Genomic DNA, 25959 nt, shown 5'->3' on the forward strand with positions numbered 1-25959 from the left:
TTAAAGGCGAGGGTCGACAAATCCATATATATTAACTCTAAGTTACTTTAGGAATAGGGATAGTCAATTGATAATTGCATTGCAGATATCCATGAAATTTCTACAGATGTAAAGCTTAAGTCCATCCCCAATTTTTACGACCAACCTATCGTAAAGGTCCTATATATGTATTATTTATAGCTATTATATCGCACCTGAAAGAGGTAATAGAGGAATGACTATAGATGAGATAAAACAAAGGATTAAAAAGAGTGTTGCGAATCAGGAATATATTAAAGGAAAAGAGACTCGCTTTTACATTTTGACCTTGAAATATAGTGACAACCACTATGGAGTTAAGCTTTTAGATCATCACAAGGAGGTTGAATCGACTGATATTAATGGCAGGTTGGATGCCGCTAAGCAAGCTGGTATGAGATTGCTTCAACGTCACTTTTCCAGTGCAATAATTTCGGATATAACAATGGTGCATTATAAAGATGATCGTCCAAGCGGAGTGCCTTGGCTGAAAGATAGAGATGAAGTATTACTCGAACTTTTAACAAAGATAAAATCAACAGATATAGATAATGAATTTAATTGGAGTGGAGGTAAGTCCGACAATATGAATAAAACTGTTTCAAAAAACCAGATCCTTTATGGCCCTCCGGGTACAGGGAAGACTTTCAATGTTATTAATCATGCGTTAAAAATTCTCAATCCAGATATAGATTCTGACCTACTTACTGATCCAGCTAGACGTGATGAGGCTGTTCAATTATATAATCGATACATTGAAAGCAATCAAGTCGTGTTTTGTACATTTCATCAGTCATACAGCTACGAGGACTTCGTAGAAGGTATTCGTTTTGTGAAGGAATCCGAAGGATATGAGGTCCGCGATGGCGTGTTCAAGCGTATTTGTAATGCAGCTAGAGCTGTTGTAACCAATAGAAGGCATACATATGATTTTGATCTAAGCACTACGAATTTTCATAAAATATCGTTGGGTAACACGAAGGATGCCAATGATGATATTTATGATTATTGCATACAGAACAATCAGATTGCTATGGGCTGGGGAAACCAAGTTGATTATAGTCTGTGCAGCAATAAGGACGAAATTCGTGGAAAATATTTGGAATTTGCTAATGATGATAGGAAATTTGGTGTAGATGCGGTTGATCGATTCAAACATGGAATTGATATTGACGACATCGTTATTGTTTCCAACGGCAACTATAAAGCTCGAGCGATCGGCAAAGTCACTGGCGAATATGAATATGACGAGGCAGGAGTTATTGACTATCATCACTTTCGCAGCGTAGAGTGGCTATGGGTTAGTAAAGATGATGCTGACATCGTTCCAGTAGAACGGATTCTGATTGATAAAATATTTTCACAGCAGGCGATTTATATGCTGGCAAAAGATGATTTGAATTTAGAAAGCCTTCGAGAGTTGATTACCGGTAGAAATGAACAGGGGACTGGTGAATCCCAGTTTATTATTGTGATCGATGAGATAAACCGCGGTAATATTTCTAAAATATTTGGTGAACTAATTACCCTTATTGAACCGGATAAGCGACTAGGACAAAAAAATGAAATATCGATTACATTGCCTTATTCAGGCCTCAAATTCAATGTGCCTTCTAATATTCACATTCTTGGTACAATGAATACAGCTGATCGTTCTATCGCATTGCTAGATACTGCACTTCGCAGAAGGTTTGATTTTATCGAGATGATGCCCAATTATAATGTGCTGCCATCAGATGTTGAAGGGTTGGATGCTCGACTTCTGCTTCAAACGTTGAACGACCGAATTGAATATTTATATGATCGAGATCATGTTATTGGACATGCTTACTTTATTACTGAGGAACCAACACTAGACTTCTATATTAGCGTAATGCAACAAAAAATCATTCCATTGTTACAAGAATATTTTTATGATAACTGGGAATCTATTGAGCAAGTGTTAGGTGGGGCAGGAAAGAACGAAAAGGACACCGATTTTTTGATTATAAAGAAAACAGTTTCTGCTAAGCAATTGTTTGTCCACACATCTAAGTTGCCAGAGTATGAGAAAGCTCGTTATGTAATACAAGCGAATCCAACACTGAAGGCATTGACTCGCATTTATAAACAAAATGGAAATGCTGATAAGCAGGAAGCAGTCGAATGAAACATTTTTCTGTAACGGAGTGCTACGGTTTAATTCCCATATCCGATTATGAGAGTGATGCCTTATCTACATTACAGGCGGATGAACTATCCAGTTATATATCAATGAATCGTTTGGATCAGGATCTGATCCGAGTAACAAGAAAGAGTGTTACTTTCATTAATTATGTTGGCTTCATTCAATTATCATCTTGCTCTATTGAAATACTTCCGAAAGTATCTAGCAATGAACCCTCACAATCACGACGGGTACTATTGCATATGCTTGAACGAACAGGTTACCTAGATATTCACGAGAGCCAGATTGGGCAAATTGAATATGAGAAAATGAACTTGTTTGAGATTCTTGCCTCGCTTTTTACAGAGAAGGTTCTTAGAGAGCTAACACGAGGGGTTCTCCGAACGTACATTACTCAGCAAGATGAGCTGAATACTGTGCGAGGTAGAATTGATACAACCTCACAAATGAAGCGTGCTCATATTAAATCGACAGCAGTGAGTTGTATTTACGATGAATTCCATCCTGACCACATACTGAATCGAATTCTGAAAGCTACACTAAGAAAGATTATGATGCAGTCGAATCAATTGAATACTCGTAAGCGGGCTGGTCACGCCATGATGTATCTAGATGAAGTGACTGATTCCATTGACCAGAGAATTTTCCGTTCGACTATTTATTTTGATCGTAACAATCGCAGATACGAAGCGAGCCATCGACTTGCCATGCTCTTATTGTCTCAGTCTGCTCCAATACCGCGAAAAGGAAATAAAAGCGCAAGTTCAGTTTTATTTAAGATGAATGACCTGTTTGAAAGTTACATAGCGCATCTGGCTCGAAAGTTAATATCTCATGCTGTTATAAAAGATCGTTCGTATAAACTGTTAATCAAGGAGAATACTGATCGGGGTGTATTTCAATTAGAACCTGACTTATTGATCTCTGGAATCGATGGCCTATCTATGATTATAGATACAAAGTGGAAAGTGGTAGATAGCTCGCATAGCCGTCATGGTGTGAAAAGGGAAGATTTTTATCAGATGTATGCCTATCTGACTCGCTATGAGCATGTAGAGTCTGTTATTTTGCTCTATCCTGATCACAATGGTATCGAACGGAACAATGGATTACCATTGGAGTCATGGTACGTGGAGGGGCGACCGGATAAAAGATTGCTTGTTTACGCTATCAACTATGAGGATGAAAGTCTTGCACTTTTAGAGTTAAAGTCAATAATGAAAGGTTATTTAGCTTAGGATCTATTTAGATATGATAACATCAGAAATGAGGGCTTATAGTGTAAGTATGATGGCCGTAGATTGTAAAGTCTAAGGTTTATTATTTCAGTCAGCAGAGGCCGATCATTCTGCTATTGAAGAACACGCGGAACGATTGGCATCAAGCAAGAGATCGTTAAGAGGTGCGAGCAGTTGTATAGCACATTTGCAATATGGCCGAAGCAACATCGAATGGGAAAGAGTACAATCGTCTGAATATAACCATAGTTCTGTATGAATGGGTTGAACGTTCTTTGGCTCAATGATAAATAAGTCCTGCGGAGTATTACCGATTTCAAGCGAAATAGCCATGTCTAGAAGTTGGCCAGAAATAAGACTATGACAGAGGAGGCAGTACAAGAGCTGCCTCCTTCAAGGATTCAATTCAGGATATTACCAGCCCTCACCCTCACCATGGCTATTTGTAGTTTTAACAGGTGCAGGGAACTTCACTGGCTTCGGAGGACTGCAAAAATAAACCTGATGCTTGCTATTCTAACTTGAGGGGATTTCTTTAGATGAGACACGAGGGCTTATAGATCAAAAATTATGAATTAAGGCTGCTAACAAGCGGCCTTTTTGCTATGTATCATATTTACTTATGATTAAAAATCGCTTTAAGTACGTTCTTTGCCATAGCGATTTGCTGAGGATTTTGGTGTTCGAGCATATGCATTATTTCTTGAAGATCAGATTGTGATTCTTCGTTACTTTCAACATTGGGATAGATGAAGAGTTGCGATATTTCTACCTCTAATGCCTCAGCAATCTTTGCAAGATTTAATAGAGCAACGTTTTTTTCTCCCCGCTCGATTTGTCCGATATAAGAAAAATGGAACCCACCTTTTTCTCCGAGAGCTTCTTGCGTTAATCCTTTTTCTTTTCTTAAGTCACGTAAACGAGCACCTAACCGAAGAAGGATCTCTTTATCCGTCATCATTCCACACCTCACTACTAAAAAGTGTAGATAATATCTCAATTGCAATACACTGGTGTCTGAATATTGAAAATAATATCTATAGGTATTAATATGGTGTATAATGGTAAATATAAGTATTCCCACGATCCATGAATTCAAAACATCTTAGGCAATGTTTTCAATATGAGTCGTACAATAACCAAGCGGGAGTTGAAAGTTAGTGGACAATCATTCAACCTCCATGAATACTGGTAAAGATATGATGAAGACGTCAAAATTACAGAGAAGCGGATCTACTCAAGCTAGAATCATTGATAGGCTACATGAACGCTCACAGATTTATATGAATTCGGCTTTTCGTTTTACACACCAATCCTCAGCTCATATTTGCATTGTGCTAGGTGATCGAGCATTGGAATCCATGCTGATGGCGATGTATATAAAAGATAAAAATTTGACTACTCCTCCTCATTCGCTATCCCTAAATGACGTAATTCAGCTTACTGGTAGGGAGTCAGGCCCTGATTTGGATACTGTGATGTTTATTCATTCCATTCATTTTCTAGCAAGTTTCAAAGATACTGCCCTCCTTCAAAAAATCCAAATAGCTCATCTTCAGAGGTTGTTAAGGAGAGTGGACGATGTACTAGCTAACTTATCACGAAGCATTGCAACCTCTTGCTCAGGAGAGTACCAATCCATCTTTTCTAAATGAGATGAATCTTCTCAGGTGCAATTCTCAATGATAAAGAGGGGATCTTGTAACACGTTAGTCCAGTGGAAATCTGGAGACAATCAGCGAAACCTCATCTCGATGTTCAATGGCTTAAAAAAGTACCAGAACACAGCACACTGCCGTTCAAATTTCTAGAAAATTGATAATGCGGATTTTATTATAGTGGATATTCTTAATTTATCTGGAGCGGATTTGAAAAGACTGATGGAGTTGTATTACAAAAAATCAAGGGTATTCTGTTGAGCGTTTTAGTGGTATGGGTGAACGAGGTTGATCTGATTCTTCCGGGAAAGAGAGGAAGATAGATTTTTTCACCAGGATATGATTCTTCTTCATGCCAGTTGCTCACAAGAATACATGAAATTATCCATGCATTTCTTGGATAGAAAGCTGCTTTACGTCAGTTTATTATTATGCAACAAGGCATTAAAATCCATGTTAAATGCCCTGTATATCAAGAAGGAGGAAAGGCAGCCTATGTCAGACATTTTACTAGAAGATATGCTGCGGGTGCTCCCTAAGGTCTCAGGAATGAATGCGGATTCGTTGATATTTATGCAGTCTGTATCCTTTTTGTCACAGGAGAGCTCTTTAATCCGTAAAATGCAGTCCGCACATCTGATGAATCTGATCAAGAGAGCAGATGAACTCCTTCTCCAAATATCCAGCCTGCTAGAATTGCCCTACCAATCATACCACTCCGTTTTCAAAATATAAGACCTAAGGACAAGTACAAATTATTTTTTTCTAAACAGATATTCAGTGCAAGCAAGGGCGAGAATAATGAAGGATAAGTTAACCCATCTATTCCCCCCCTTTTTTTACGGTATGTTGTTCCGTGACTCCCTTCATCCTACAATTCCTATAATGATGGTCATATTACTGAGAACGTCGCTCGTAATAAAGTCCCGTTACTAACTGAGAAAAAGATCCTAGTTTTAAAGTGACATAGCAGGGCCTCGAGAACCTTTTCCATATAATTCAAGTAGAGTAAAATATTTAAGTTAACTATGATCGGAAATCGGGTTCAATCCCGAAAGCAAGATGGAGAGGTTGTTATGAGTAGAATTTTGGTCACACCGGAGATGTTGCTGCACGTTGCAGAGCAATGCTCCAGGGCGCATGAACAGCTGGAAGCAATGATATACATGCTGAACCAGAACATCCATATGCTGGAGTCTGTGTGGGAAGGTACGACGAGGTCTCGTTTTTATTCGGATTTTCAGCAGGCGCATCGAGAGATGACACTGACCACGGAGCATATCCAGCGGACAAGCCTGGAGCTGAGAGGGATTGCCCAACGATTTAAGTCAGCAGATGAGCGGGTACAACCGATTCAAGTTGCTGGGCATGTGCTGGGAGCATTCCCTATGATGAGGGGACCCGCAGGCCATAGTGCCGTAGAGGATGCCGGGAGAAAAGCGGAGGAAGCCTGGAATTCGGTGCAGCAGGAAGCCGGGAAGGCATGGGACACCGTGAAGCAGGAAGCAGGGGAACTATGGGAGGGCGTAAAGATCGGGGCCGCCCAGTTAGGGAACTCGTTGAAGGATACGGCGATATCCTTGTACGAAGATCCGCTTGGAACCGGGAAAGACATGCTCTATAATGCAACCATCGGGACGGTCGAGGATATTTGGGACACAGCGGCATGGGCCGGCCGAATGGTTTTTAGTAACGAATATCGTGAAAAAATCGTGGCAGACACCATGAAAGAAGTCGATTCAGCAGGCGGCTGGTCCAATTACTTGGGTCAACAGTCGGCTATGATCCTTGGAGGCGCTATTCTCTACCGTGCTGGAATTAGGGGGAGAGGCCCGCTGAATAATAAGCATGATGATCTTGGTGGCAGTAATAGTGGCGCTAGTGGTGACGGTAGGAAGTCGGGGGATGAGGGTGCCGGTAATGTTAAACAGGTAAAAGAAGTAGAAATTGTTGATAAGAATGGAAGACCAATCGGTGAGTTAGACGAAATCGATTTGAAGAACGGTGTTTTTTATGAAGATAAAACAGCTAAAGGATTAAATATAGTAAATCCTAAGACAGGGTTACCTGCCCAAACTCCTCAGCAGTTTGCTGATAAGCAAATACTAGATAAGACTAGAAAAAGGATAGTTAACCTGGAAGAAGCTATTGCAACTAGACCGACAAAAAATGGTACACCGGATGTACCTTCACTAGACCAAATCCAAAATATCCGTAAGTTCGTCTTTAGATTAGACGGAGATACACCTGAACTAAGGCAGGCAGTCGAGAACAGCCTAAATCAACTAAGAAAAGAATTTCCTGACCACACATTTGAAGCAATATTTGGAGGGAAAGATTAATGTCTATTGCAGCTATGATATTAAACTCAGAAAACGAGTTCGAGGAAAAATTTTATATTCCTGTAGCATCAGAAGCTTTTTTCGAAGAATGTTGGATACCTGCTATTGAAGAACTGAACTTAGAATGGATTAATGTTTTTTCCGTTGGATTAGATATGGAGAAGGAAGACTTGCCTTTTGTGATGAAGGAGCTATCTCAGATAAAGGAGTGGGCAAAAACAAATTTACCCAGCGAAAAACAAGATAAGATAATTGAAAGAATTGAATTACTTGAAGCTGAACTTCCTATCGCTTTTCGAAGAGAAGGGGCAGTAGTGTTTATTGGCTAGGTTTCAATAAGTACTGGTGGGGCTACCCAGTGCCGAATAAAACATTATACCTATGTTTGGCTAACCTACCAGGGGTTGATTAGTGGCTATTAAACAGCCGTGCCTATTTCGGAAATATTCTGCCCGCCGTGCACCACGCATCGCCCGTTAATCGGCCGGGAGATAACGAAGCCAAGCAAATTCATCTTTCATGCAAGAGAGGATCGTTCCGTTGAGCTTCTAAAAGAGCGAATGAGCAGTGAAGGATGGAGCTATGTCCAGCAAGAAGGCTCTAATTATTTTTTTGAAAAGGGAAATGAAGAAACGATTGTTACCGTGCAACAATGGAATCATAAATATATCATTTATCAGGTTAAAGATAACGTCATCAATATAGCGGACTAGTAAGCAATTAGGTTGTACAGTTTAGTGAACAGACCCCTATCATTGTTATTTGAAAATGGAGGGGGTTTGTTTAATTAATTCTTTATCAACTTTAAATAAGGCTGCATCATAACGTTTATAGAGGCGAATGAGTCACGGAAGTATAGAGACTCATAGAGGGATGATACATTATGGAAAAGATGGTGCTCATATAGTACCAGCTAAACCATCAGAATAAAAAATAAGAAAGAGGATGTCTATGGAAGCAGATTCTTTATTTAAAACATTAAGAGAGTATGGAGGTGTAGAAATCATATTAGAGTGGGAAAGTGGATTAAGAATTGTAGGCAAAACAGACACATTTTTTGAGACAGATAATGGATTAGATGATGATGATCCCGAGTACGCAGAATATTATGCAACTGCATTTCAAGTAAATCAAATTTTATCCTATCCTTCTATTAACGAAGGTAGTGTATATAATTGGTTGAAAGAAGGAAAAAGATCATTGGTTGAGATTTCTCTCTATGAAGATCCACCAAGTTCAGTAAATTTAATCGACGGAAAGAAAGTATGGGAAAGGGGGCAAGCGGATTGAGAAAAAGAACTAAGAATATTCTGATTTCTTTCTTTGTAATAACGCTGATTATCTTTTCTATACTTTTGATTAATCAAAACAACAAAAACGATAGAGATTTAAAAATGAAACTGGAATCTATAATAGGTAATTCCGTATTTGAAGTCTGGAATTTTTATCATAATCTTGGCAACTTTCAAGATTTGGATGGTAAAAGCATTCAGGAGATAAATAATCGGCTATATCGTGTAGAGGGCTATTCTAAAGTTATAGATTCGGGAGTATCGACAGAGTTATTAGTTCCTATTGCCAATAAAATGAATACAAAAATTAGCGCAATATCTTCTAACTATAATGAAACAGAGGAAATAACTGAAGCTGATCAGGAAGTATTCAATCAAATGGTCCAAGATTCAAGAAAGATCTCTGAGCTGATTACAGAAATTTATTATCAAAATAACATTCATCAAGAAGGGAAAAATCAAACTTAAAATTACGAACTATGAAGAGTTAACGAAATTTAAATAATTTAAATGACAACTAAGATGGAACAACGTAGCGTGTAGATAGGGGTGGTTATCCGATTACGGGCGACCTACTTCTTTTGTGGTTCAATTCTAGGTCAATCGTTTAAGCAAAAAAAGGACACCAAGTCCTAAGCAGACCTCGTGCTCCCAGATAAATTGGTTATTGATGCTCGCAACATGACCCATGATAGTGGATCGGTTGAACTTCATAAGAAAAACAGGAGACCATCTCTCGCAAACAGAGGCAGGTCTCCTGTTTTTCTTCATGACAACTTTCAGTAAGCTGATGCCTTATATTGATCGCCGGTATTCGCTCGGCGACATCCCGGCGTAATTCCGGAATAGCTTATTAAAATAGCTCGTGTGCTCATATCCGAGCTGCTCGGAAATTTCCGCAACGTTTAAATCGGACTGGTTCAACAACTCCTGGGCTCTTTCCATTTTCGTGCGGGTGACGAATTCAACGAAGGTTTCTCCAGTTTCCTGCTTGAAAATACGACTGAAATGAGACGGGTTCAGATTCAAGCGATGGGCCATTTCTTCCATGGCAATTTTCTCGCCCATATGGAGGCGGACGTATCGCTGCGCCTCGGCAATTTCTCGGCGTACGACGGTTTGTTCCCGAAGCGACTCGATTTCGACGGATTTTTTTTCGAGAAATTCCTGGAGCCATTCCAGCAAATGGTCCAGCGTTTCAATCGAGGCGATTTTCCGCTGGAGCCTTTCGGTATTGAAGTTCGTGACGAAGTTTTGCATGACGGTGTACTTGAGCTGGAGTTCCATGGTCATTTTGAGCACCCAGCATTTTACCGCCTCCACAGGATAGACCTTGCTTTCTATAAAACCTTTCCATTCTCTGACGGCAAGCGAAATCCGGGTCTTGTCCCCGGCAAGAATGCAATCTTTCAAATCCTGCAGGGCTTTGGAATAATGCAGGAAAATATCCTCTTCCGTCGTCTCCAGGGGCAGCATTTTGGCATAAACGCGCTCGCCCGTATAGAATCGAAACGTTGCGGCATCAAGCAATTTCTGACTCTCTTTTTTCAAATGAAGTAATTCGCGGCTCACTTCCCCGCGGATAAACGAAATGCCGATGCGCAGATGTTGAAACATCTGTTGTTGGACTCGAAACAGTTCGTCCTGAACGTCCTCATAGAGATTCCGTGTCAACGTATGCGGGAAGGGGAACAGCAACAGGTATTGGCGTTCGTTCAGGACAAACAGGAAGCTTCCGTTAAAACGAACTAACTCCTGCAAGGCGTTATGGATCACAAACTGCATGTTGACGGCTCCGCCGAACCGGACTTCCAATTCGGCGGCTCTCTCCGGCAGGGCCAGGACTGGCAGATAAGGGACGCCGTCCCGGAGAAGGATACCGAAATTTTGAAATTCGTTCGCCCATTCGGCTTCGCTCCAGACCGGTTGTTCTAGAAACTTGCGGATCAATCCGGATCGAATGGAGGAAAGATGTTGTTGGATTTTCTTTTGGAGCTGGTTCCGGTCGTGTTCCAAGTCATTTTCCACGGTCAATTGGTTCGTCAATCGGCCCAGCACGGAAACGACCTGATCAATCCGAAGACTCTCCTTTAAAATATATTCGACCACGTTAAGTTTTACGGCCGTCTGCGCGTAGTGAAAATCTTCGTGGCAGGACAAAATGACCGCCTTCAACCGCGGGTTGGCTGCGCGTGCTTTCTCGATTAATTCCAGTCCGTCCATGACGGGCATTCCGATATCCGTTACGAGAATGTCCGGACGATGAATTTGGCAAGCTTCCCAGGCTTCGCCGCCGTCGGAACAAACGGCAGCCAATTCCAGACCTAGTGTCGGCCAGGGAATGCCGGCACTCAAATAATCCAATACCGTATAATGATCGTCGGCGAGAAGAACTTTAAACATGATGATCATCCTCCCCTGCATTCTCGATCGGCAGCAGCAGCTCCACAGTCGTGCGTCGCCCGTACTCGCTTTGAATGTTCATTTCAAACCGCTCCCCGTACAACAATTTCAATCGGCTGAAGACGTTGATCAGGCCGATACCGTCAGAAGAGATCCGTTCGCCCAAGTTCTTCTGCGCGATGATATCCTCCTTTTGATAGCTAAGCCGTTTCTTTAATTCCTCAAGCGTATCCGGATTCATGCCTAAGCCGTTATCCTCGACCGTGATGTTTAATGAAGCGCCGGCGGTTCGCGCACGAATCCAAATCATCCCCCCGCTCTTCGAAAAGCCGTGTTTATACGCGTTCTCGATAATTGGCTGCAAGATAAAGCGGGGGACGGTAACGGCAAACGGGTCCGCATGGATATGCCAATGAATCTCGATCGGAAATCGCGTAGTAAACTTCATTAAGTCCGTAAATTGTTTGGCTGTTTCCATTTCGGTATAAAACGTGACGAATTCATCCTGCCTAAGACTTGTTCGGAGCAACGAGGATAGCGACTCGACGGTGACAGCGTTTTCATCATCACCTCTCATTAACAATTTCAGTCGGATCGAATTCAGAACGTTAAAGAGGAAATGCGGATGAACTTGCGCCTGCAGCATCGCCATTTCAGCTTGACGCTTCAATTCCTGCTCCATCTTCACCTGCGTCAGGATTTGCTGGATGCGGTCGAGCATAAAGTCGAACGAACGGCCGAGCCGGCCGATTTCATCAGGTCCGCGAATGTTGGAACGCACGCTTAAATCCCCGGATTCCACTTTCTTTGCCGCCTCCCCGAGCGCCAGAACCGGCTTGGTGAAGCGCCTCAACAAATAGGTAAGGGCGAGCAAAAAGCCAATCGCGAACATGGCTTGCAGAAATAGCATCGTTTTATAAATCCCGTTCAATTTTCCCGTAAGCTGTTCGTAAGGAGCCACGCTTACAAGCTTCCATCCCGAAAAACGAAGCGGGAGCGAAAGAAGCAATTGATTTTCTCCGCCGATTAGAACAATCTCCGGCGAAGCTGAAATAGGATGCGGCAGCACGTTCTCGAACCGGTCTCCGATCCAATCGGCATGGCGATTCGATAGGATGCGATTGTTCTCGTCCACCAGATACACGTCCTCTTCCATATCGGCAAAGAGCTCACGAATGCTGTTTTCCGTGCGGCTGACCACGAGGTAGGCAAACGGCGCTTTATGAACGGTCTCGGTCAATGCCCGAGCGGTCATATAAACATATTTCTGTTCAGGGTACAGCGGTGGCAGATAGTTTTCCAGTCCGCCTAAAAATAATGTCTCGTAAGGCGTCAAGCGTTCCGCCCTGGGATACCAGTCCTGCCGGAAAAAGCGCTGTGGCTGAAAGTCGTAGAAGGAGTAATCGGAATATGCCCGGCCGTCCTCTGTCAGCAAGGTCAGGCGCAGGTCCTGCTTCTCGCCGGCGACCTGCTCCAATCGGGTCGTTAGCTGCCTCGCGGCGACCGGACTTTTTTTCGCCTCTTCCAATAGTGTTTTAATTTCCGGATCGAATTGGACGAAGTTCGATATGGACACCATTTCCTCCAGTATCGCTTCCACTTGAGATTGCACAATCATGAGCGATTGCTCCGCTTTTCCGAGCGTGTGCTCGCGAATGATGATTTTGGAGTATACGCCGGTGGTGTAAAGCATGCCGATGGCAGGCAGTACGAGGCAAGCAATGGAAGTAAGAATCAGTTTTTTTCGCAGGGACACATGCTTGAAATTCAGTCGGATGCGCATTCGTTGTCGATCACCTCGGCCACAATGAATCGATTGCTTTTGCGTTATAAGTAAATATTAAAGCATTCTGTGGACGGATTCATTCAACATTTTTTTCTATGCGGGAAAAAATATCGCAAAAATCTTTTTCGATTAGAAAAAATCGTTTCATGTGCACCGGATACACCGATGTCTATAATGAGAAAAAATAGAGAATGTAAAAGAGGTGATGAGGGTGATCCGAAGACGAGCGTTTTATGAGACCGTTACCGGATATTTGTTTATTTTACCGATGCTGGTCTTGACGATGACCTTGGTCGTCATCCCGATTGTGCTGTCGGGGGTGATCAGTTTTACGGACTGGAATTTCATTGCGGGCATTGGGGGGCTGAACATCGTCGGATGGGACAACTACACGGAGTTGTTTCGGGATGAAGCGTTTCACCGTTCCTTGCGAAATAACATCGTGTTGATCGCGGTCGTTCCGGTGTCCATGTTCATTGCGATGGTGCTCGCGGCACTGATTAACAAGGGGACGTACTTCAAGAGCTTTTTTAAGGTCATCTATTTTATGCCGTTTATTTCTAGTATTGTCGCAATCGCTTTGCTTTGGAGGGTGCTGTTCCATCCGAACAGCGGGCCGATTAACGGCTTTTTACGGTCGATCGGTATCGATCACCCACCGATGTGGCTGGCGGATCCGAACTACGCGCTGCTGGCCGTCATGATCATCATGATCTGGACTTCGCTAGGGTTTAACATGATCATTTATTTGGCTGGACTGCAAGGCATTCCGAAGGATCTTTATGAGGCGGCCGAAGTGGACGGGGCTTCGCCGATACGCCAGTTTTTCAACATTACGGTGCCTATGCTGTCGCCGACAACCTTTTTCCTGTTGATTACGGGGATTGTAGGATCTTTCAAAGTTTTTGATCTGATTATGGTGCTAACGAACGGCGGGCCGGCCGGTTCGACCTCCGTTATTGTTTTCTATCTGTATGAAGAGGCTTTCGTGAATCTGGAATCCGGGTATGCGTCCGCCATGGGGATTGTTCTGTTGATTCTGATACTGTTCATCACCTTGATCCAATGGGTAGGACAGAAGAAGTGGGTAAATTACTAGGAGGCCGTTAAACATGAAATCCATTCGACTAAACCGGGTCGTCATTACGGCCCTGATGGGCATCGCAGGGATCTTCTTTATCCTGCCGTTTCTGTGGATGTTGTCGGCATCGTTCAAGCCGGAGCTTGAGGTGATGACTTATCCGATTCAGTGGATCCCGAGCACGTGGAGAATCATTGAAAATTACAGCCAGGTATGGCTGGGGAGCATCCCGTTCGGGCTTTATTATCTAAACAGCATCAAGGTAACTTTGCTGACGACTGCATTATCTTTGGTCATCTCCGCCATGGCGGCTTACGGCTTTTCCAAGGTTCATTTCATAGGACGGGATGCGGTCTTTATACTGGTATTGGCTACGTACATGATTCCGCATCAAGCTATTCTTGTTCCGCAATTTATCATGTTTCGCTGGCTCGGATTGTTTGACAATCACATGAGCCTCGTGTTGCTGGGCGCCTCGGGGGTATTGGGCACGTTTTTGCTGCGCCAGTTTTTCATGGGGGTTCATAACGAGATTATCGAATCCGCAAGAATCGACGGCGCGAACCACTGGAGGATCTTTTTCCGGATCGGGCTGCCGCTGGTCAAACCCGCGCTTTCGACCTACATGATACTCCGTTTCATTTGGACCTGGAACGATTATCAGAACCCGCTGATCTTCCTGCGCACCGATTCGCTGTTCACGCTCCAGCTTGGCATTCGGAAATTTGCCGATTTTAACGGCGAATTTTATTCACTCATGATGGCGGGAGCCGTATCCGCAATCCTGCCGCTGCTGATTATTTTCATTATCGGTCAAAAACAAGTCATAGAAGGGGTGGCCTCGGGAAGTGTCAAAGGATAAACGATTTAAGCAGTAGTTCAAACCGTCATCTTCTGGCTTATTGGCTTATTATCATATACCAAGGGGGAATTCACATGTTCAAAAGAAATTGGAAGCGCTTTTTCGCTGCTGTGGCAATCCTTTCGCTCATCGTTTCCGGATGTGCTTCGGGTTCGGGAGAAAGCCAGGGCGGAGATTCGAACGGCGGCGCAGCGGACGGTACAGTAACCATCAAACTGCATACCTGGTATCCGAAGAAGACCGACAACTGGGATGCTGCCATCGCGGAATTCGAAAAAATACATCCCCATATCAAAGTGGAATTCGTATCCGCAGAAGACAACAATTCCAACGAATACTACAAGAAGCTCGATCTCGCCGCCGCCTCCGGAGAAGCGCTCGACGTCGTCATGTTCAGCAACATGAATTACCTCAGCCAGCGTATGGAACTCGGCATGCTGGAACCGATCGACGGCTATCTGGAGCAAGAAGGTGCCGTCCTTGTTGACGAGTATACAGTAGATACCAGGATTGGGGGGGAAACGTACGGGCTGCCGGGCAAATCGGTTCTCCCCTTTGTGTTCATCAATGAAAACCATCTCAAGGAGGCAGGGCTTGAACTTCCGAAGGAATGGACGTGGGACGAGTATATGCAGTATGCCAAGGCGATGACAAAAACCGAAGCGGGCAAAACAAGATACGGAACCTATTTCCATAGTTGGCCCACGCAGGCGTACTTTATTCAGAGCATGAATCAAGCGGTCGGAGCGAACTTGACCACGGACGACGGAACGAAAGCCAACGCGGATACGCCGAGCGTTCGCAAGTCGTTGGAGCTTCGGCTGCAAGGGGAGGAGGAGGCCTTCGTGACGCCGTATTCGGAAGTCATCAGCCAAAAATTGAACTACCGCCCCCAATATTTCAATCAGGAAACGAGCATGATTTCAATGGGATCATTCCTGGTTCCGGAAACCGGAGGAACGGATCAAGTGCCGGCGACATTCAAAACAGTCTTCGCTCCCCTTCCGAAGGTGAATAAGGAAGATCCGGTTTCGGGCAATGTCAGCGGCGATGTGTTGGGGATCTATAGCAAATCGAAGCATAAAGAAGAAGCGTACACGTTTATTCGTTGGTATACGACAGAGGGAATCGCCCTTCAAGGGAAGTACTTTCCTTCCTGGAAGAAGGTGAATATGGACGAAGTCGTCGATAACATCATCGCCGGCACGAAAACCCCGGAAATGATCGACAAGGAATCATTGCTCTACGTCCTTGAACATATGAACCAAACGACGGCGGCGGTCGCGGTGCCGTTCCATGCGGAGCTGGAGAAAGTGTTCATCGAAGAATTCGACGCGATGATGCTGTCGGGCCAAGATCTTGATACAACCGTAAAAAACGCGCAGCAACGCATTCAAAAAATCATCGATTCCAAGTAGGAGGGAACCCTATGCTTTATCCCATTATGACCGCATCCCGGACGGTCTTCGATTTAAACGGAATATGGAATTTTAAACTTGATTCCGGCAACGGATTCGCCGAGAAATGGCAGGAACGTCCGCTTTCGGATACGATCCCGATGGCGGTACCTTCCTCATACAATGATGTGGGCGTGAGCGCCGAAATTCGCGATCATGTCGGCTGGGTGTGGTATGAGCGGGAATTCATCGTTCCAAGCATGCTTTCCTCAGAGCGAATCGTTCTCCGATTCGGATCGGCCACGCATGAGGCGAAGGTGTACGTCAACGGTCGCTTGGCGGCCGGACACGCGGGCGGATTTACGCCGTTTGAGGCCGAAATCAACGAGTGGTTAACCGCAGGGGAAAATCGGCTTACCGTTGCGGTTTGTAACGTGCTGGATGAATCGACACTGCCCGTCGGCAACTATTCAGAGCAGGAGGTTGAAGGACTCGGCAAAATCATTCGCAATCGTCCGAATTTCGATTTCTTTAATTATGGGGGACTTCACCGACCGGTCAAAATCTATACGACGCCCCGGGTCTACATTCGGGATGTCGAGATCGTATCCGGCGTGCAGCCTGATGGTTCTGCCTTGGTGAATTATTCGGTGGCTGCAAGCGACATGGTGGAGACAAGGGTCAGCATCCTTGATGAGGAGGGCATCGTTGTCGCGAGTGGAGAAGGGGCGGAAGGCAAATTAATGATCAGGGAAGCGAAGCTCTGGGAGCCGCTGAACGCTTACTTGTACAGGGTGAAAATCGAGCTGCTGCAACAGGGCGAGACGATCGACGAATACGAGCAGCCCTTCGGGATCCGAACGGTGGAAGTGAAAGAAGGAAAGTTTCTCATCAACGGAAAACCGTTCTATTTTAAAGGATTCGGCAAGCACGAGGATTCCCCGATTCACGGCAGAGGATTCAACGAGGCGGCCAACGTGATGGATTTTCAATTGATGAAATGGATCGGCGCCAATTCGCTCCGGACGTCCCATTATCCGTACTCGGAAGAGTTCATGCGGCTAGCCGATCGGGAAGGCTTTGTTGTCATCGACGAGGTGGCGGCTGTCGGCTTGCATTTGAACTTTATGGCGATTCATGCAAACGGCCCGAAACGGAATACGTGGAAGGAAATCAATACCCGCGAGGCACATCGGGAGGCCATTCGTGAATTGGTTGCGAGGGATAAAAACCATGCCTGTGTCGTGATGTGGTCAATCGCCAACGAGCCGGCAACGGCGGAGGACGGGGCGTATGAGTACTTTGAACCGCTGTTCCGGCTGACGAAGGAATGCGATCCGCAGCAGCGTCCCGTCACGGTAGTAACCTTGCAGGAAGGCAGCCCAGAGGATTGCAAGGTTTCGGATCTGGCGGATGTCCTGTGCTTAAACCGCTACTACGGTTGGTATGTGGAAGGCGGGGAGTGGGAGTTGGCTCAGGCCAAGCTCCGCCGTGAATTCGAAGGCTGGAACAAACGCTGTCCGGACAAACCGATCATCATGACGGAATACGGCGCGGATACGATCGCCGGATTCCACGATGTCGCTCCCGTCATGTTCACCGAGGAGTTCCAGGTTAAGTTTTTGCAGGCGAATCACGAAATTTTTGACGCATGCGGAAATTTCGTCGGGGAACACGTCTGGAACTTCGCCGACTTCCATACCAGTCAAAATATCATTCGGGTTCAGGGAAACAAGAAAGGGGTTTTTACCCGCGATCGCAAACCGAAAGCTGCTGCACACGAGTTGAGAAAGCGGTGGCATTCGATACCCGATTTTGAGTACAAGCCTTAAATTTTCCTGTCCGCAATGATAAGGAAGCGGCTTTAAATGGAAAGGCAAAGAGCTTAGTCTCCTTGCCTTTTTCAATATTAAACGTGACCAGGGTCATGACTGCCCCTACCACCAAATGAAGTTCCTCTTGTTTTAGAATCTCACCCTTCAGATTGATCTCCATTTACTAGGCGTCATCCCGGTTTCTTTTTACGAACACTGCCTGATGCCCACTGCTCCTCTAAGCTTCCTCAAGCGGCTTCACTTCAACGTCCTTACATCCACCGTATTGGATAGGACATCCACTTCATTCGGAATAATCCCTTTCTCAAACATATAATCGGCGACTGCTTGCCAACGTTGGCGAACGGTGTCATCAATCGGGTCAAACGGGTATAAAGAGCCTTCCAGCTGCTGACGAGCCACAGGTTCGGAGACGCCTTGGATGTCCTGAATTAATTGGACGGTGTGATCGACGTCTTTGGACAGAAGCCCGGACTCTTCATTCAAGCCTTCGAACACTTCATGCACGAGTTTAGGATGTTCTTTCAGGAAGCCGTTTCGCACAATATATACCGTATCGTTCTCGGAATCGATGTCGCCTGCGGAGATGACCAGCTCTGCACCGAAGTCGACAAGCGCCACGGCGGTGAACGAACCCCATGTCGCCCAAGCGTCGACTTGGCCGCTTTCAAAGGCCGGTCCTGCTTCCGTTGGCGGAAGATAGACAATCTCGACTTCGCTTGCATCGAGTCCGCCTTTCTCCAGCGCTTTATATAGTAAGTATTCGCCGGTGCCGCCGCGGTTGACGGCGATTTTCTTACCGCGGAGGTCGGAAGGCCCCTTGATGCCGGCTTCCGGCTTGGCGACAATGCCTTGATTATCTTGATCGCCAGGCTGCTTCGTAAAAATCGTAAATTCCGAAGAGCCTCCGACAAGGGCGCTGATGGCTGCCGTAATGGAGCCGATTGTAATATCGATCGAACCGGCGTTTAACGCCTCGATCGCCGGTGACATGGCGGCGAAACCGCCGGTTTTTTCAATGCTCGCTCCGGCTGCTTCCAGTCTCTTATACAGGGGCCCGCCTTCCTCGGATAAACTTAATGGCTGGGCACTGCGCAGTATGCCAAGACGAACGGGTACGGCCTCATCCTTGGCACTAGCTTGTTTCGCTTGGCCGGCGTTACCGCAAGCCGATAACGTAACTAACAGAATTACTAATAGTACATGTAAGCTTATTTTTCGCATAGGACACTTCCCTTTTTGCCGGATCATTTAGTGGATGTTATGAGCCCAAGTGAAGACCTTCTCCTGTTCTTCTTGCTTCGGTGTGGTCACGTCCTGACGGTTATCGCGTAGATGGGGCAGGATGTATTCTCCTACACGGTAAGCTTCTTCAAGCAGTGGAACACCGGAGAAAATAAACGTTGAAATGCCCGCATTCTGATACTCTCTTAAGCGCGCCAGAACGGTTGCCGGACTGCCTACGATCGTGGTGCCCGGACCTGGTCGTACCAGACTCATCCCGGCCCATAAATCCGGATAAATTTCGAGCTCCCTCGCGTCTTTAGGAATTTGGCCGTTGTGATTGCGAAGCATGCGCTGCTGCCCCACCGAATCGCTGTTTCGCAGAACGGATTGCATATGCTCCACGGTGTGCGGATCCATCGTCTTAAGCAGCCGATCCGCTTCTTGCCATGCTTCTTCGTCCGTATCGCGCACGATCAGATAAAGCCGGATGCCATACCGCATAGTACGCCCTTGTTCAGCAGCTAAAGCTTGAAGATCTTTGATCTTCTCGGCAACTTGCGGAGGCGTTTCGCCCCAGCTTAGGTACGTATCGATATGCTTGGCTGCCGTGAGGTGAGCCGCTTGCGATGATCCGCCGAACCACAGGGGCGGCGTTGGCTTCTGCGTGGAGGAGAGCTGTAAGGCTTTGCCTTCGGCGGTAATATACTTGCCATGGAAATTCAGGCTTTCTCCGGCTACCGCTTGTTTCCACACCTGAATCCATTCATCCGTGTAGGCATAACGTTCATCATGCCCAAGCGTTGATCCATAGGCGCGCATTTGCGCCGTGTTCCCGTTCACGATGTTTAATAATACGCGGCCTCCGGAAAAATCATCGAAGGTTTGCGCCATTTTCGCGGCGAGCACGGGGGAAATCAACGGTGGATGAACAGCGATGAGAAAACGCATGTTGTTTGTGCTGGAAATCAAGGAGGAGCCCAGCACCCACGTATCATGCGGGCCCGTTGCCAGCAAGGCGCCGGTAAACCCTAATTGGTCGACAGCCGAGGCAATCTGCCTTAGGTAAGGCAAATCGATTTTGCGCGCACCCTCCGTTGACCATGGACTGCGGCCATCCGGCGCGGTTAAATACCAATACACTTCAACGTTCTCTTTGTGTGCAGCCATGCTATTTTCCTCCAATTTCTACGGGTACGGGCAGAACGGCATCGGAAACGATAATGCTCTTAGGCAAAATATGCTGCCTTGCTAACAGATCGGCAACCCGCTGCTGTTCGGTTATGAATTCCTCGGTAATCGGCTGCAGCCCCCAAGGTCTCCGCCGAAGCGCGGCTTCCCATGAATCCACGGAAGGCCAATCGGGCAAGTCCCGGGCAAACAGCTCCGCCGCTTCGCGCGTGTTATCTTGAATCCACTGATCTGCTTGCTGCAGCGCTTCGACTACGGCCTGGATCAGCTGCGGCTGATTTGTCGCGAAATCCCGGCTGGCAAACCATACGGAACGGTGAGAGATATGGGACTCAAGCGGCACGAGCGTGCGAATGAGACCTTTGTTATGCAGCTCCGTCAGCTGCGGATCGTTGCCGACCCAAGCCTCCACTTCGCCGGCCAGCAATGCCTTTGCTCCCTCATTGCCTATATCCGCACGGACGACATCATCATATAGAAGGCCTGCCTTATCGAGCGCGGTTGCCAGAAAACTCGTATGCCAGGACCCTTCGGACAGCGCAATGCGCAAGCCTTTCAAATCCGCAACGGATTGCACCGGCGATTCCTTGCGAACGACTAAGGCGCCGCTGGCTGTACGGGGATTCGATACTGCAACGTACACAATATCGATATCCGAAGCCTGCGCGGTTAACGGCGGGGTAGACCCTGTACCTCCGAAGTCGATTTCGCCGGAAGCGATCCGCAGAGGCGTCCTTGCTCCGTCGGTGTAATCAACCCAAGCAACGGATGAGTTATGGTCTTTAAGAATCTCTTCCAAAAAGCCCAAGCGGCGCAATACGAATAACGAATGATTATTGGGATGGACACCGATGGTTACGTCTGCTTTCGTTTGAGTCATGTGAGTGACACTCCTTTGGCAATGTTTTGTTCAGCCGCGGCTAACGGTTCTGGAAGAATCCAGTCCCATACGTTGACGGGATGCGGGAGGAAACCATGCTCGAACAGGAACCTGCTCTGGGCATCAAGCGCCGATAAATAGTCTTCCCGTAGTGCAGGTCGAAGCGAAATATTACGATAAGCGGAGGCTACATATTCGGATGAAGCGCCGGTTTCCTTCGTAACAACCCGAATGAAATCATCGGGATGATCTTTGGACCAATCGGCGGCACGAAGCAGCGAAGTGAGAATCTGTTCCACGATATGCTCCTGCTCCGTCAAGGCCGTATCGACGGTCACGGTTCTGGGGACGCCATTGTTGACTCGCACCAGCGGATCCGGATGGAACCCAAGCTCGATCACTTCCTTCAGGCCAACCGTACGGGCGGCCTCCAGCCCGGTAGCTCCTTTGACAAAAACAGCATCGATCTGACGCCGCTGCAGCGCCTCGATTTCGGTATTCCACGAATCCCGTCTTCCTTCGCGAACGGCTTCAAGATCAATGATGTTGACGTCATTCAGCGCTAGATTCGCAAGCGAGAGGGCATTATGAAAACCGCGAAGCGCTTGGGCCGCCCGAAAATCGATCTCTAAATACCGATGACGAGGAATCCCGATTCGTCTTCCGCGCAGATCGCCAGGCTCCTGAATATCCGAGTCGGGAAGGGTGAGGATGGCTTGATATTCATCAACCCAGCTTAGTCCGATCAGCCGCGTATCGCTCCCGGTTGAGCGTGCCCATAAAGCCGGAATGTTGCCTCCTTCCCGCACCAGGAAAGGCAAGGTGTGATTAAAATGCGCATCAGGCAGAGCTTGACGGGTGTCTCTCGTTAGTTCCGCCGCCGTACATCCGGACTTTTCTAGCTCCTGATGAAGCAGCCCGAGATCGAGGGCCAAGCTGGCTGCTGTCGGAACCGGGCAGCGGGTAATCCTAATTTCCTTCACGATTTCTTGCGGGTTATCGATGTTAGGCATGCTTTCGGGCTCCTTTCTTTTCTAGATATCAGAAAGTATAAACTTCGGTGAATCTGCTGCCTGATATCGCAAGAAAAACTACCGCTAAACGCGGTCTGTCTTCTTTGAAAGTACGTCGATAGACGTTTTTCTTACGATTTCACGTCCGGTCAAACGCTCGCTTGTGATCCACCTCCTTCAAGAAATGGTGATCGAAATCCCCTCCCAAGCGGGATGGTGTCAGACACCTATGATCCTTTCTTTAAGGGATAGGGGAGGTCTTCTGCTTCATGTCGGCTTTCCACTTCGGTTATGCCCATGACCCGTTTCAGGATGTGATCGATGAATGCTGCCACTTCGGCATTTCCACGTTGACGGGGGCGTGAGAAAGGAACGGTTCGATCCATCGCAATCCGACCTTCCTCAATGAGCACCACGCGATCGGCCAGGACGACAGCCTCTTCGACATCGTGCGTAATCAAGACCGTCGTAAATGGCTGCTGCTGCCACAGCGATTCGATTAATTGCTGCATTTCAATGCGGGTCAATGCGTCCAGCGCGCCTAAAGGTTCATCGAGCAGCAATAATTTAGGTTGGCTGGCTAACGCTCTGGCTAAGGCGACGCGCTGCTTCTGACCGCCGGAGAGCACGGACGGCCATTCATTGGCCCGGGCACCAAGCCCAACCTGATCTAAAGCGGCTTCCGCTTTATGTCGGTCTTCTTTTCGAAGTCCGATCGCTACGTTATCGATGACCTTATTCCAGGGCAGCAGCCTGGCGTCTTGAAACATCATCCGGGTTTCGGCATGCACCTGGTCGACCGGATGGTCATTGATCCTTATGTCTCCCGACGTGGAGGGTTCCAAGCCGGCGATCACGCGCAATAGCGTGCTTTTTCCGCAGCCGCTTCGCCCGATGATGGCAATGAACTCTCCGGGCTTCACGTCTAACTCAATGCCTCGAAGTACAGGTTGCTCGCCAAAGCTTTTCTGTAATTGGGTTATACGAAGATGCACACCATGGGTAGAGGATTTCAGGGTCGACACATCCTTTCAGAGCTTACTTTTGATAATTCGGGTTCCATTGTAAGAAGCGCTTCTCTAAGAGCTTCGCGATGGAATCGGCCAGCTTTCCAAATAAGGCATACAGCACAATGGTCAGCAGAATGATATCGGTTTGCATGTATTCTCTTGCGTTCATGGCCAGAAAGCCGATGCCCGAATTCGTAGCAATCGTTTCGGATACGATGAGGGTGAGCCACATAATGCCTAGAGCGTAGCGGAGTCCGACCAGAATGGAAGGCAGGGCGCCAGGCAGAACAACTTTCCAGAAGAGCGAAGCGGAGCGCAGCCCGTATACGCTGCCCATTTCGATCAATCCGTTGTCCACGGAGCGGATGCCGTGCAAGGTATTGATGTAGACCGGAAATAACACGCCAACCGCGACCAAGAATATTTTCGACTCTTCGCCAATACCAAACCATAGAACGACTAGGGGAATCATCGCCAGATGAGGAACATTGCGTACCATTTGAATCGTGGTATCCAACAATTTTTCGGCGATGGACGATAAGCCGTTGATAAAGCCCAGTACAAGACCGATCCCCCCGCCGATTAAGAAACCAATGAACGCTCTTTGGAAACTGATGGCGATGTGTTCGATTAACTTTCCAGATAACAGCAAATCCCTGAAAGAAAATAAAACGTCTTGAGGCAGGGGGAGGATTTTCCTCGAAATCACGTCAAGATTGGATAATATAGCCCACACAACGATTAGTAAGATGGGGAGAACCCAAGGCAAACATTTTCCGAGGATGGGATTGGACATGAGCTTTCTCATCACTTCAACTCACCTAGCCTTCAAAAATAGGATCAAAAGAAAAAGGCCACAACGCCAGCACAATATCTGCTGAGGCTGTGACCTCCATTTGAATGGTCGGTATCATTTAATATTTAATAATTCCTATAAGTTTAATATGGATTTGATTATACTTCCCGATTTTGGTTTCGTCAACCGGAAATATGCGAGTCTATAGTCTATGGAAGAGGCTATGTTAAAATATGGTGTAATGTATATTCCCCCATACGGAAAATACGTTCTTAATTGAAGTGATATATAGGAGTGTTTCATATTAACAAAATAATTGCCCTATTGTATGTTGTTCTTGTTGCTTCCCTCCTAACTTCCTGTTCGCCAAGAAACCCGGATCGAATAGAAGAATCCGGCTCGTTGGAGATGGTCAATATCTATTTGTATCGTAATGATACACATCGCGTTCAACCCGAACTGATCAATGTTCAAAGTGACCCTGATTTGCTGAGGAATGCCGCACAATGGGCACAGAGTGGAGAACCCGAACAACTGCCCAATATTCAAGAAATTAAACAAATGTATGTCTTTCAGTTTCAATTTCGCAACGGGGATACGATACAAGATGTCTATTATATGTATGTTACCGACACGAGTAATGAGCAGTACATGAAGGAATTTGAAGGGAGTCTTAAAAAAGATACGGACACATTTGATGCTTCCGAAAAAGAACGGATACTAAATTTAGTAGGACTTGAAGGCTGGAAAAGGATTCCAGCATCAGGCTTATTCAATTCATGATTGTTAGATTGAAGTGTGTCAATGTTCACTAGAAGGACTAGCAGAAGCTTGTTGAACGATATACATCGAGGAGGTTGACCCAACTTTTATGAAAGCAACAATCGAAGGACTTCTCCATGTATTAGGAGAGCACCACAAGGAGGCCCACGGCATTTCTGAGGCGGACATTCAAGCAAAGGAACAAAGCTTGGGTTTCCCGTTGCTGACGGTGCTGCGGGAATATTATAAGATTTTGGGACAATCCCCATATATCACGCAAGGGTGCAATAACCAATATGAACCGCTCCCTCTGCAGGATGTGTTTATTCCTGATGACACGTTTTTTACGACAGATAAGGCATTTCTGATCTTCTATCAAGTAGAGGAGTCCGTAATATATTGCGGGATCCGAATTCAGGATTTGGAGCAGGAAGATCCACCGGTCTATTTGTGCGCGTGGAACTCTCCCGACTGGCAACTGGAAAATCGGTCGCTTCAACGTTTTCTCGCCGGCAAGGGACTTGTTCAGTTAGGCGTTGAGGATCGGCTGCCGTATTGGGCCATTTTCGATGAGAGCATGTGGAGCTTGCCCGACTATCGCGGATGTATGCGTCTGGAGGAAGCGGAGCATGAGATGGAGGAAGGATCGGAGCTGAATGCATGGAAAATCTATCTGAAGGACGATGTGCTGATCGTGTTTGAACTTGACGTATCCGAAGAGGAGGCGGATGACCCGCTGGCCGTATATCTGGCGTCATTTGAGCAAACTAGTTTGGAGAAGCTACTGAGCGAGATGGGGAAGGCAGCCGATTTGCCTGCATTTCGAACGAATCTGTCAGCGCAGTGATGGGTTGAGGGAGTGAGTAAGTAATTTTAAAAAAATGTAGGAATTAGATTTTAACATCGAAGTCACCGTGTTTCCAATGTTGGATAATATCTGCCAGAGCAAAAACACCTCCAAGGTTGTCTCCATATCTCATGACATGGTTGCATTCTCTTGAAGG

The 25959-nt window shown here is 46.3% G+C and carries 24 protein-coding genes; 15 read left to right on the forward strand and 9 right to left on the reverse strand.

Translation table 11 applies throughout. The features are described from left to right. The first annotated feature begins 214 nt into the window (after positions 1 to 214). Positions 215 to 2167 (forward strand): AAA family ATPase, encoded by a 1953-nt coding sequence (locus tag BMX45_RS23650; protein WP_090912371.1) that lies wholly within the window; start codon positions 215 to 217, stop codon positions 2165 to 2167. Continuing rightward, on the forward strand, positions 2164 to 3423 hold the full coding sequence (locus tag BMX45_RS23655) for an McrC family protein (protein WP_090912373.1): 1260 nt from the start codon (positions 2164 to 2166) through the stop codon (positions 3421 to 3423). The genes BMX45_RS23650 and BMX45_RS23655 overlap by 4 nt, the downstream gene beginning before the upstream one ends. A gap of 616 nt (positions 3424 to 4039) precedes the next feature. On the opposite strand, the gene BMX45_RS23660 is transcribed toward BMX45_RS23655, so the two are convergent. Then, on the reverse strand, positions 4040 to 4381 hold the full coding sequence (locus BMX45_RS23660) for a helix-turn-helix domain-containing protein (protein ID WP_090912375.1): 342 nt from the start codon (positions 4379 to 4381) through the stop codon (positions 4040 to 4042). A gap of 202 nt (positions 4382 to 4583) precedes the next feature. Here BMX45_RS23660 and BMX45_RS23665 point away from each other — a divergent pair, with 202 nt between their 5' ends. The 7 genes from BMX45_RS23665 (at position 4584) to BMX45_RS23700 (ending at position 9183) form a co-directional block, all read left to right on the forward strand. Then, positions 4584 to 5078 carry a hypothetical protein gene (locus BMX45_RS23665; protein ID WP_090912377.1) on the forward strand — a complete coding sequence of 165 codons (495 nt, stop codon included), beginning with the start codon at positions 4584 to 4586 and terminating at the stop codon, positions 5076 to 5078. Between the two features lie 1079 nt (positions 5079 to 6157). Then, entirely contained in the window at positions 6158 to 7423 is a 1266-nt protein-coding gene (locus tag BMX45_RS23675) for a WXG100 family type VII secretion target (RefSeq protein WP_090912379.1), read from the forward strand. Continuing rightward, on the forward strand, positions 7423 to 7752 hold the full coding sequence (locus tag BMX45_RS23680; protein WP_012819198.1) for a hypothetical protein: 330 nt from the start codon (positions 7423 to 7425) through the stop codon (positions 7750 to 7752). Before BMX45_RS23675 ends, BMX45_RS23680 begins: the two co-directional genes overlap by 1 nt. A gap of 231 nt (positions 7753 to 7983) precedes the next feature. Next, positions 7984 to 8136, forward strand: a complete 153-nt coding sequence (locus tag BMX45_RS31435; protein WP_175495191.1) for a hypothetical protein — start codon at positions 7984 to 7986, stop codon at positions 8134 to 8136. A 127-nt stretch (positions 8137 to 8263) separates the two neighbouring features. Then, complete coding sequence (locus tag BMX45_RS32165; RefSeq protein WP_261979580.1) at positions 8264 to 8353, forward strand: polymorphic toxin type 50 domain-containing protein; 90 nt, start codon at positions 8264 to 8266, stop codon at positions 8351 to 8353. 21 nt (positions 8354 to 8374) lie between these two features. Next, positions 8375 to 8713, forward strand: a complete 339-nt coding sequence (locus BMX45_RS23695) for a hypothetical protein (RefSeq protein ID WP_139212488.1) — start codon at positions 8375 to 8377, stop codon at positions 8711 to 8713. Next, on the forward strand, positions 8710 to 9183 hold the full coding sequence (locus BMX45_RS23700; protein WP_254778218.1) for a hypothetical protein: 474 nt from the start codon (positions 8710 to 8712) through the stop codon (positions 9181 to 9183). The genes BMX45_RS23695 and BMX45_RS23700 overlap by 4 nt, the downstream gene beginning before the upstream one ends. A 327-nt stretch (positions 9184 to 9510) precedes the next feature. Here the strand turns inward: BMX45_RS23700 and BMX45_RS23705 are convergent, their stop codons facing one another. Next, a complete protein-coding gene (locus tag BMX45_RS23705; RefSeq protein WP_090912383.1) occupies positions 9511 to 11118 on the reverse strand; it encodes a response regulator transcription factor in 1608 nt (535 codons plus the stop codon). Continuing rightward, positions 11111 to 12901 (reverse strand): sensor histidine kinase, encoded by a 1791-nt coding sequence (locus BMX45_RS23710; RefSeq protein ID WP_090912385.1) that lies wholly within the window; start codon positions 12899 to 12901, stop codon positions 11111 to 11113. Before BMX45_RS23710 ends, BMX45_RS23705 begins: the two co-directional genes overlap by 8 nt. A gap of 208 nt (positions 12902 to 13109) precedes the next feature. Between BMX45_RS23710 and BMX45_RS23715 the strand changes: the two genes are divergently transcribed. The 4 genes from BMX45_RS23715 to uidA all read left to right on the forward strand — a co-directional run bounded on the left by BMX45_RS23715 (position 13110) and on the right by uidA (position 18076). Next, positions 13110 to 14003, forward strand: coding sequence for a carbohydrate ABC transporter permease (locus BMX45_RS23715; protein WP_090912387.1), 894 nt, complete (start codon positions 13110 to 13112; stop codon positions 14001 to 14003). A gap of 13 nt (positions 14004 to 14016) precedes the next feature. Continuing rightward, entirely contained in the window at positions 14017 to 14847 is an 831-nt protein-coding gene (locus BMX45_RS23720; RefSeq protein WP_090912389.1) for a carbohydrate ABC transporter permease, read from the forward strand. 74 nt (positions 14848 to 14921) lie between these two features. Then, positions 14922 to 16265, forward strand: a complete 1344-nt coding sequence (locus tag BMX45_RS23725) for an ABC transporter substrate-binding protein (RefSeq protein WP_090912391.1) — start codon at positions 14922 to 14924, stop codon at positions 16263 to 16265. An 11-nt stretch (positions 16266 to 16276) separates the two neighbouring features. After that, positions 16277 to 18076, forward strand: coding sequence for a beta-glucuronidase (uidA, locus tag BMX45_RS23730; RefSeq protein ID WP_090912393.1), 1800 nt, complete (start codon positions 16277 to 16279; stop codon positions 18074 to 18076). A 240-nt stretch (positions 18077 to 18316) separates the two neighbouring features. Here the strand turns inward: uidA and BMX45_RS23735 are convergent, their stop codons facing one another. The 6 genes from BMX45_RS23735 to ssuC form a co-directional block, all read right to left on the reverse strand. Further along, the gene (locus tag BMX45_RS23735; protein WP_090912509.1) at positions 18317 to 19303 is read right to left on the reverse strand and encodes an ABC transporter substrate-binding protein; all 987 of its coding nucleotides are present in this window, start codon (positions 19301 to 19303) and stop codon (positions 18317 to 18319) included. Positions 19304 to 19330: 27 nt separating this feature from the next. Continuing rightward, on the reverse strand, positions 19331 to 20473 hold the full coding sequence (locus BMX45_RS23740) for an LLM class flavin-dependent oxidoreductase (protein ID WP_090912395.1): 1143 nt from the start codon (positions 20471 to 20473) through the stop codon (positions 19331 to 19333). A 1-nt stretch (position 20474) separates the two neighbouring features. Continuing rightward, positions 20475 to 21374 carry an aliphatic sulfonate ABC transporter substrate-binding protein gene (locus tag BMX45_RS23745; protein WP_090912397.1) on the reverse strand — a complete coding sequence of 300 codons (900 nt, stop codon included), beginning with the start codon at positions 21372 to 21374 and terminating at the stop codon, positions 20475 to 20477. Then, a complete protein-coding gene (locus tag BMX45_RS23750) occupies positions 21371 to 22387 on the reverse strand; it encodes an ABC transporter substrate-binding protein (protein ID WP_090912399.1) in 1017 nt (338 codons plus the stop codon). The genes BMX45_RS23745 and BMX45_RS23750 overlap by 4 nt, the downstream gene beginning before the upstream one ends. Positions 22388 to 22614: 227 nt before the next feature. Next, on the reverse strand, positions 22615 to 23412 hold the full coding sequence (locus tag BMX45_RS23755) for an ATP-binding cassette domain-containing protein (protein WP_090912401.1): 798 nt from the start codon (positions 23410 to 23412) through the stop codon (positions 22615 to 22617). Positions 23413 to 23425: 13 nt separating this feature from the next. Next, positions 23426 to 24205: an aliphatic sulfonate ABC transporter permease SsuC gene (gene ssuC / locus BMX45_RS23760; RefSeq protein ID WP_090912403.1), complete on the reverse strand. Its 780-nt coding sequence runs from the start codon at positions 24203 to 24205 to the stop codon at positions 23426 to 23428. A gap of 411 nt (positions 24206 to 24616) precedes the next feature. On the opposite strand from ssuC, the gene BMX45_RS23765 reads away from it, so the two are divergent. Both BMX45_RS23765 and BMX45_RS23770 read left to right on the forward strand, forming a co-directional pair. Beyond that, entirely contained in the window at positions 24617 to 24976 is a 360-nt protein-coding gene (locus tag BMX45_RS23765) for a hypothetical protein (RefSeq protein WP_254778220.1), read from the forward strand. 88 nt (positions 24977 to 25064) lie between these two features. Continuing rightward, on the forward strand, positions 25065 to 25802 hold the full coding sequence (locus BMX45_RS23770; RefSeq protein ID WP_090912407.1) for an SMI1/KNR4 family protein: 738 nt from the start codon (positions 25065 to 25067) through the stop codon (positions 25800 to 25802). Positions 25803 to 25959 lie beyond the last annotated feature (157 nt).

It is taken from the genome of Paenibacillus sp. cl141a (genome assembly GCF_900109305.1).
GTDB lineage: Bacteria > Bacillota > Bacilli > Paenibacillales > Paenibacillaceae > Paenibacillus_AQ > Paenibacillus_AQ lautus_A.

What these genes read in the sequence shown, in the direction of transcription:
- BMX45_RS23770 (WP_090912407.1), top strand. Translation starts at nt 25,065, where the DNA reads ATGAAAGCAACAATCGAAGGACTTCTCCATGTATTAGGAGAGCACCAC.
- BMX45_RS23650 (WP_090912371.1), top strand. Translation starts at nt 215, where the DNA reads ATGACTATAGATGAGATAAAACAAAGGATTAAAAAGAGTGTTGCGAAT.
- BMX45_RS23745 (WP_090912397.1), bottom strand. Translation starts at nt 21,374, where the DNA reads ATGACTCAAACGAAAGCAGACGTAACCATCGGTGTCCATCCCAATAAT.
- uidA (WP_090912393.1), top strand. Translation starts at nt 16,277, where the DNA reads ATGCTTTATCCCATTATGACCGCATCCCGGACGGTCTTCGATTTAAAC.
- BMX45_RS23680 (WP_012819198.1), top strand. Translation starts at nt 7,423, where the DNA reads ATGTCTATTGCAGCTATGATATTAAACTCAGAAAACGAGTTCGAGGAA.
- BMX45_RS23705 (WP_090912383.1), bottom strand. Translation starts at nt 11,118, where the DNA reads ATGTTTAAAGTTCTTCTCGCCGACGATCATTATACGGTATTGGATTAT.
- BMX45_RS31435 (WP_175495191.1), top strand. Translation starts at nt 7,984, where the DNA reads ATGAGCAGTGAAGGATGGAGCTATGTCCAGCAAGAAGGCTCTAATTAT.
- BMX45_RS23710 (WP_090912385.1), bottom strand. Translation starts at nt 12,901, where the DNA reads ATGCGCATCCGACTGAATTTCAAGCATGTGTCCCTGCGAAAAAAACTG.
- BMX45_RS23675 (WP_090912379.1), top strand. Translation starts at nt 6,158, where the DNA reads ATGAGTAGAATTTTGGTCACACCGGAGATGTTGCTGCACGTTGCAGAG.
- BMX45_RS23715 (WP_090912387.1), top strand. Translation starts at nt 13,110, where the DNA reads ATGAGGGTGATCCGAAGACGAGCGTTTTATGAGACCGTTACCGGATAT.
- BMX45_RS23720 (WP_090912389.1), top strand. Translation starts at nt 14,017, where the DNA reads ATGAAATCCATTCGACTAAACCGGGTCGTCATTACGGCCCTGATGGGC.
- BMX45_RS32165 (WP_261979580.1), top strand. Translation starts at nt 8,264, where the DNA reads ATGAGTCACGGAAGTATAGAGACTCATAGAGGGATGATACATTATGGA.
- ssuC (WP_090912403.1), bottom strand. Translation starts at nt 24,205, where the DNA reads ATGAGAAAGCTCATGTCCAATCCCATCCTCGGAAAATGTTTGCCTTGG.
- BMX45_RS23750 (WP_090912399.1), bottom strand. Translation starts at nt 22,387, where the DNA reads ATGCCTAACATCGATAACCCGCAAGAAATCGTGAAGGAAATTAGGATT.
- BMX45_RS23740 (WP_090912395.1), bottom strand. Translation starts at nt 20,473, where the DNA reads ATGGCTGCACACAAAGAGAACGTTGAAGTGTATTGGTATTTAACCGCG.
- BMX45_RS23695 (WP_139212488.1), top strand. Translation starts at nt 8,375, where the DNA reads ATGGAAGCAGATTCTTTATTTAAAACATTAAGAGAGTATGGAGGTGTA.
- BMX45_RS23660 (WP_090912375.1), bottom strand. Translation starts at nt 4,381, where the DNA reads ATGACGGATAAAGAGATCCTTCTTCGGTTAGGTGCTCGTTTACGTGAC.
- BMX45_RS23655 (WP_090912373.1), top strand. Translation starts at nt 2,164, where the DNA reads ATGAAACATTTTTCTGTAACGGAGTGCTACGGTTTAATTCCCATATCC.
- BMX45_RS23725 (WP_090912391.1), top strand. Translation starts at nt 14,922, where the DNA reads ATGTTCAAAAGAAATTGGAAGCGCTTTTTCGCTGCTGTGGCAATCCTT.
- BMX45_RS23735 (WP_090912509.1), bottom strand. Translation starts at nt 19,303, where the DNA reads ATGCGAAAAATAAGCTTACATGTACTATTAGTAATTCTGTTAGTTACG.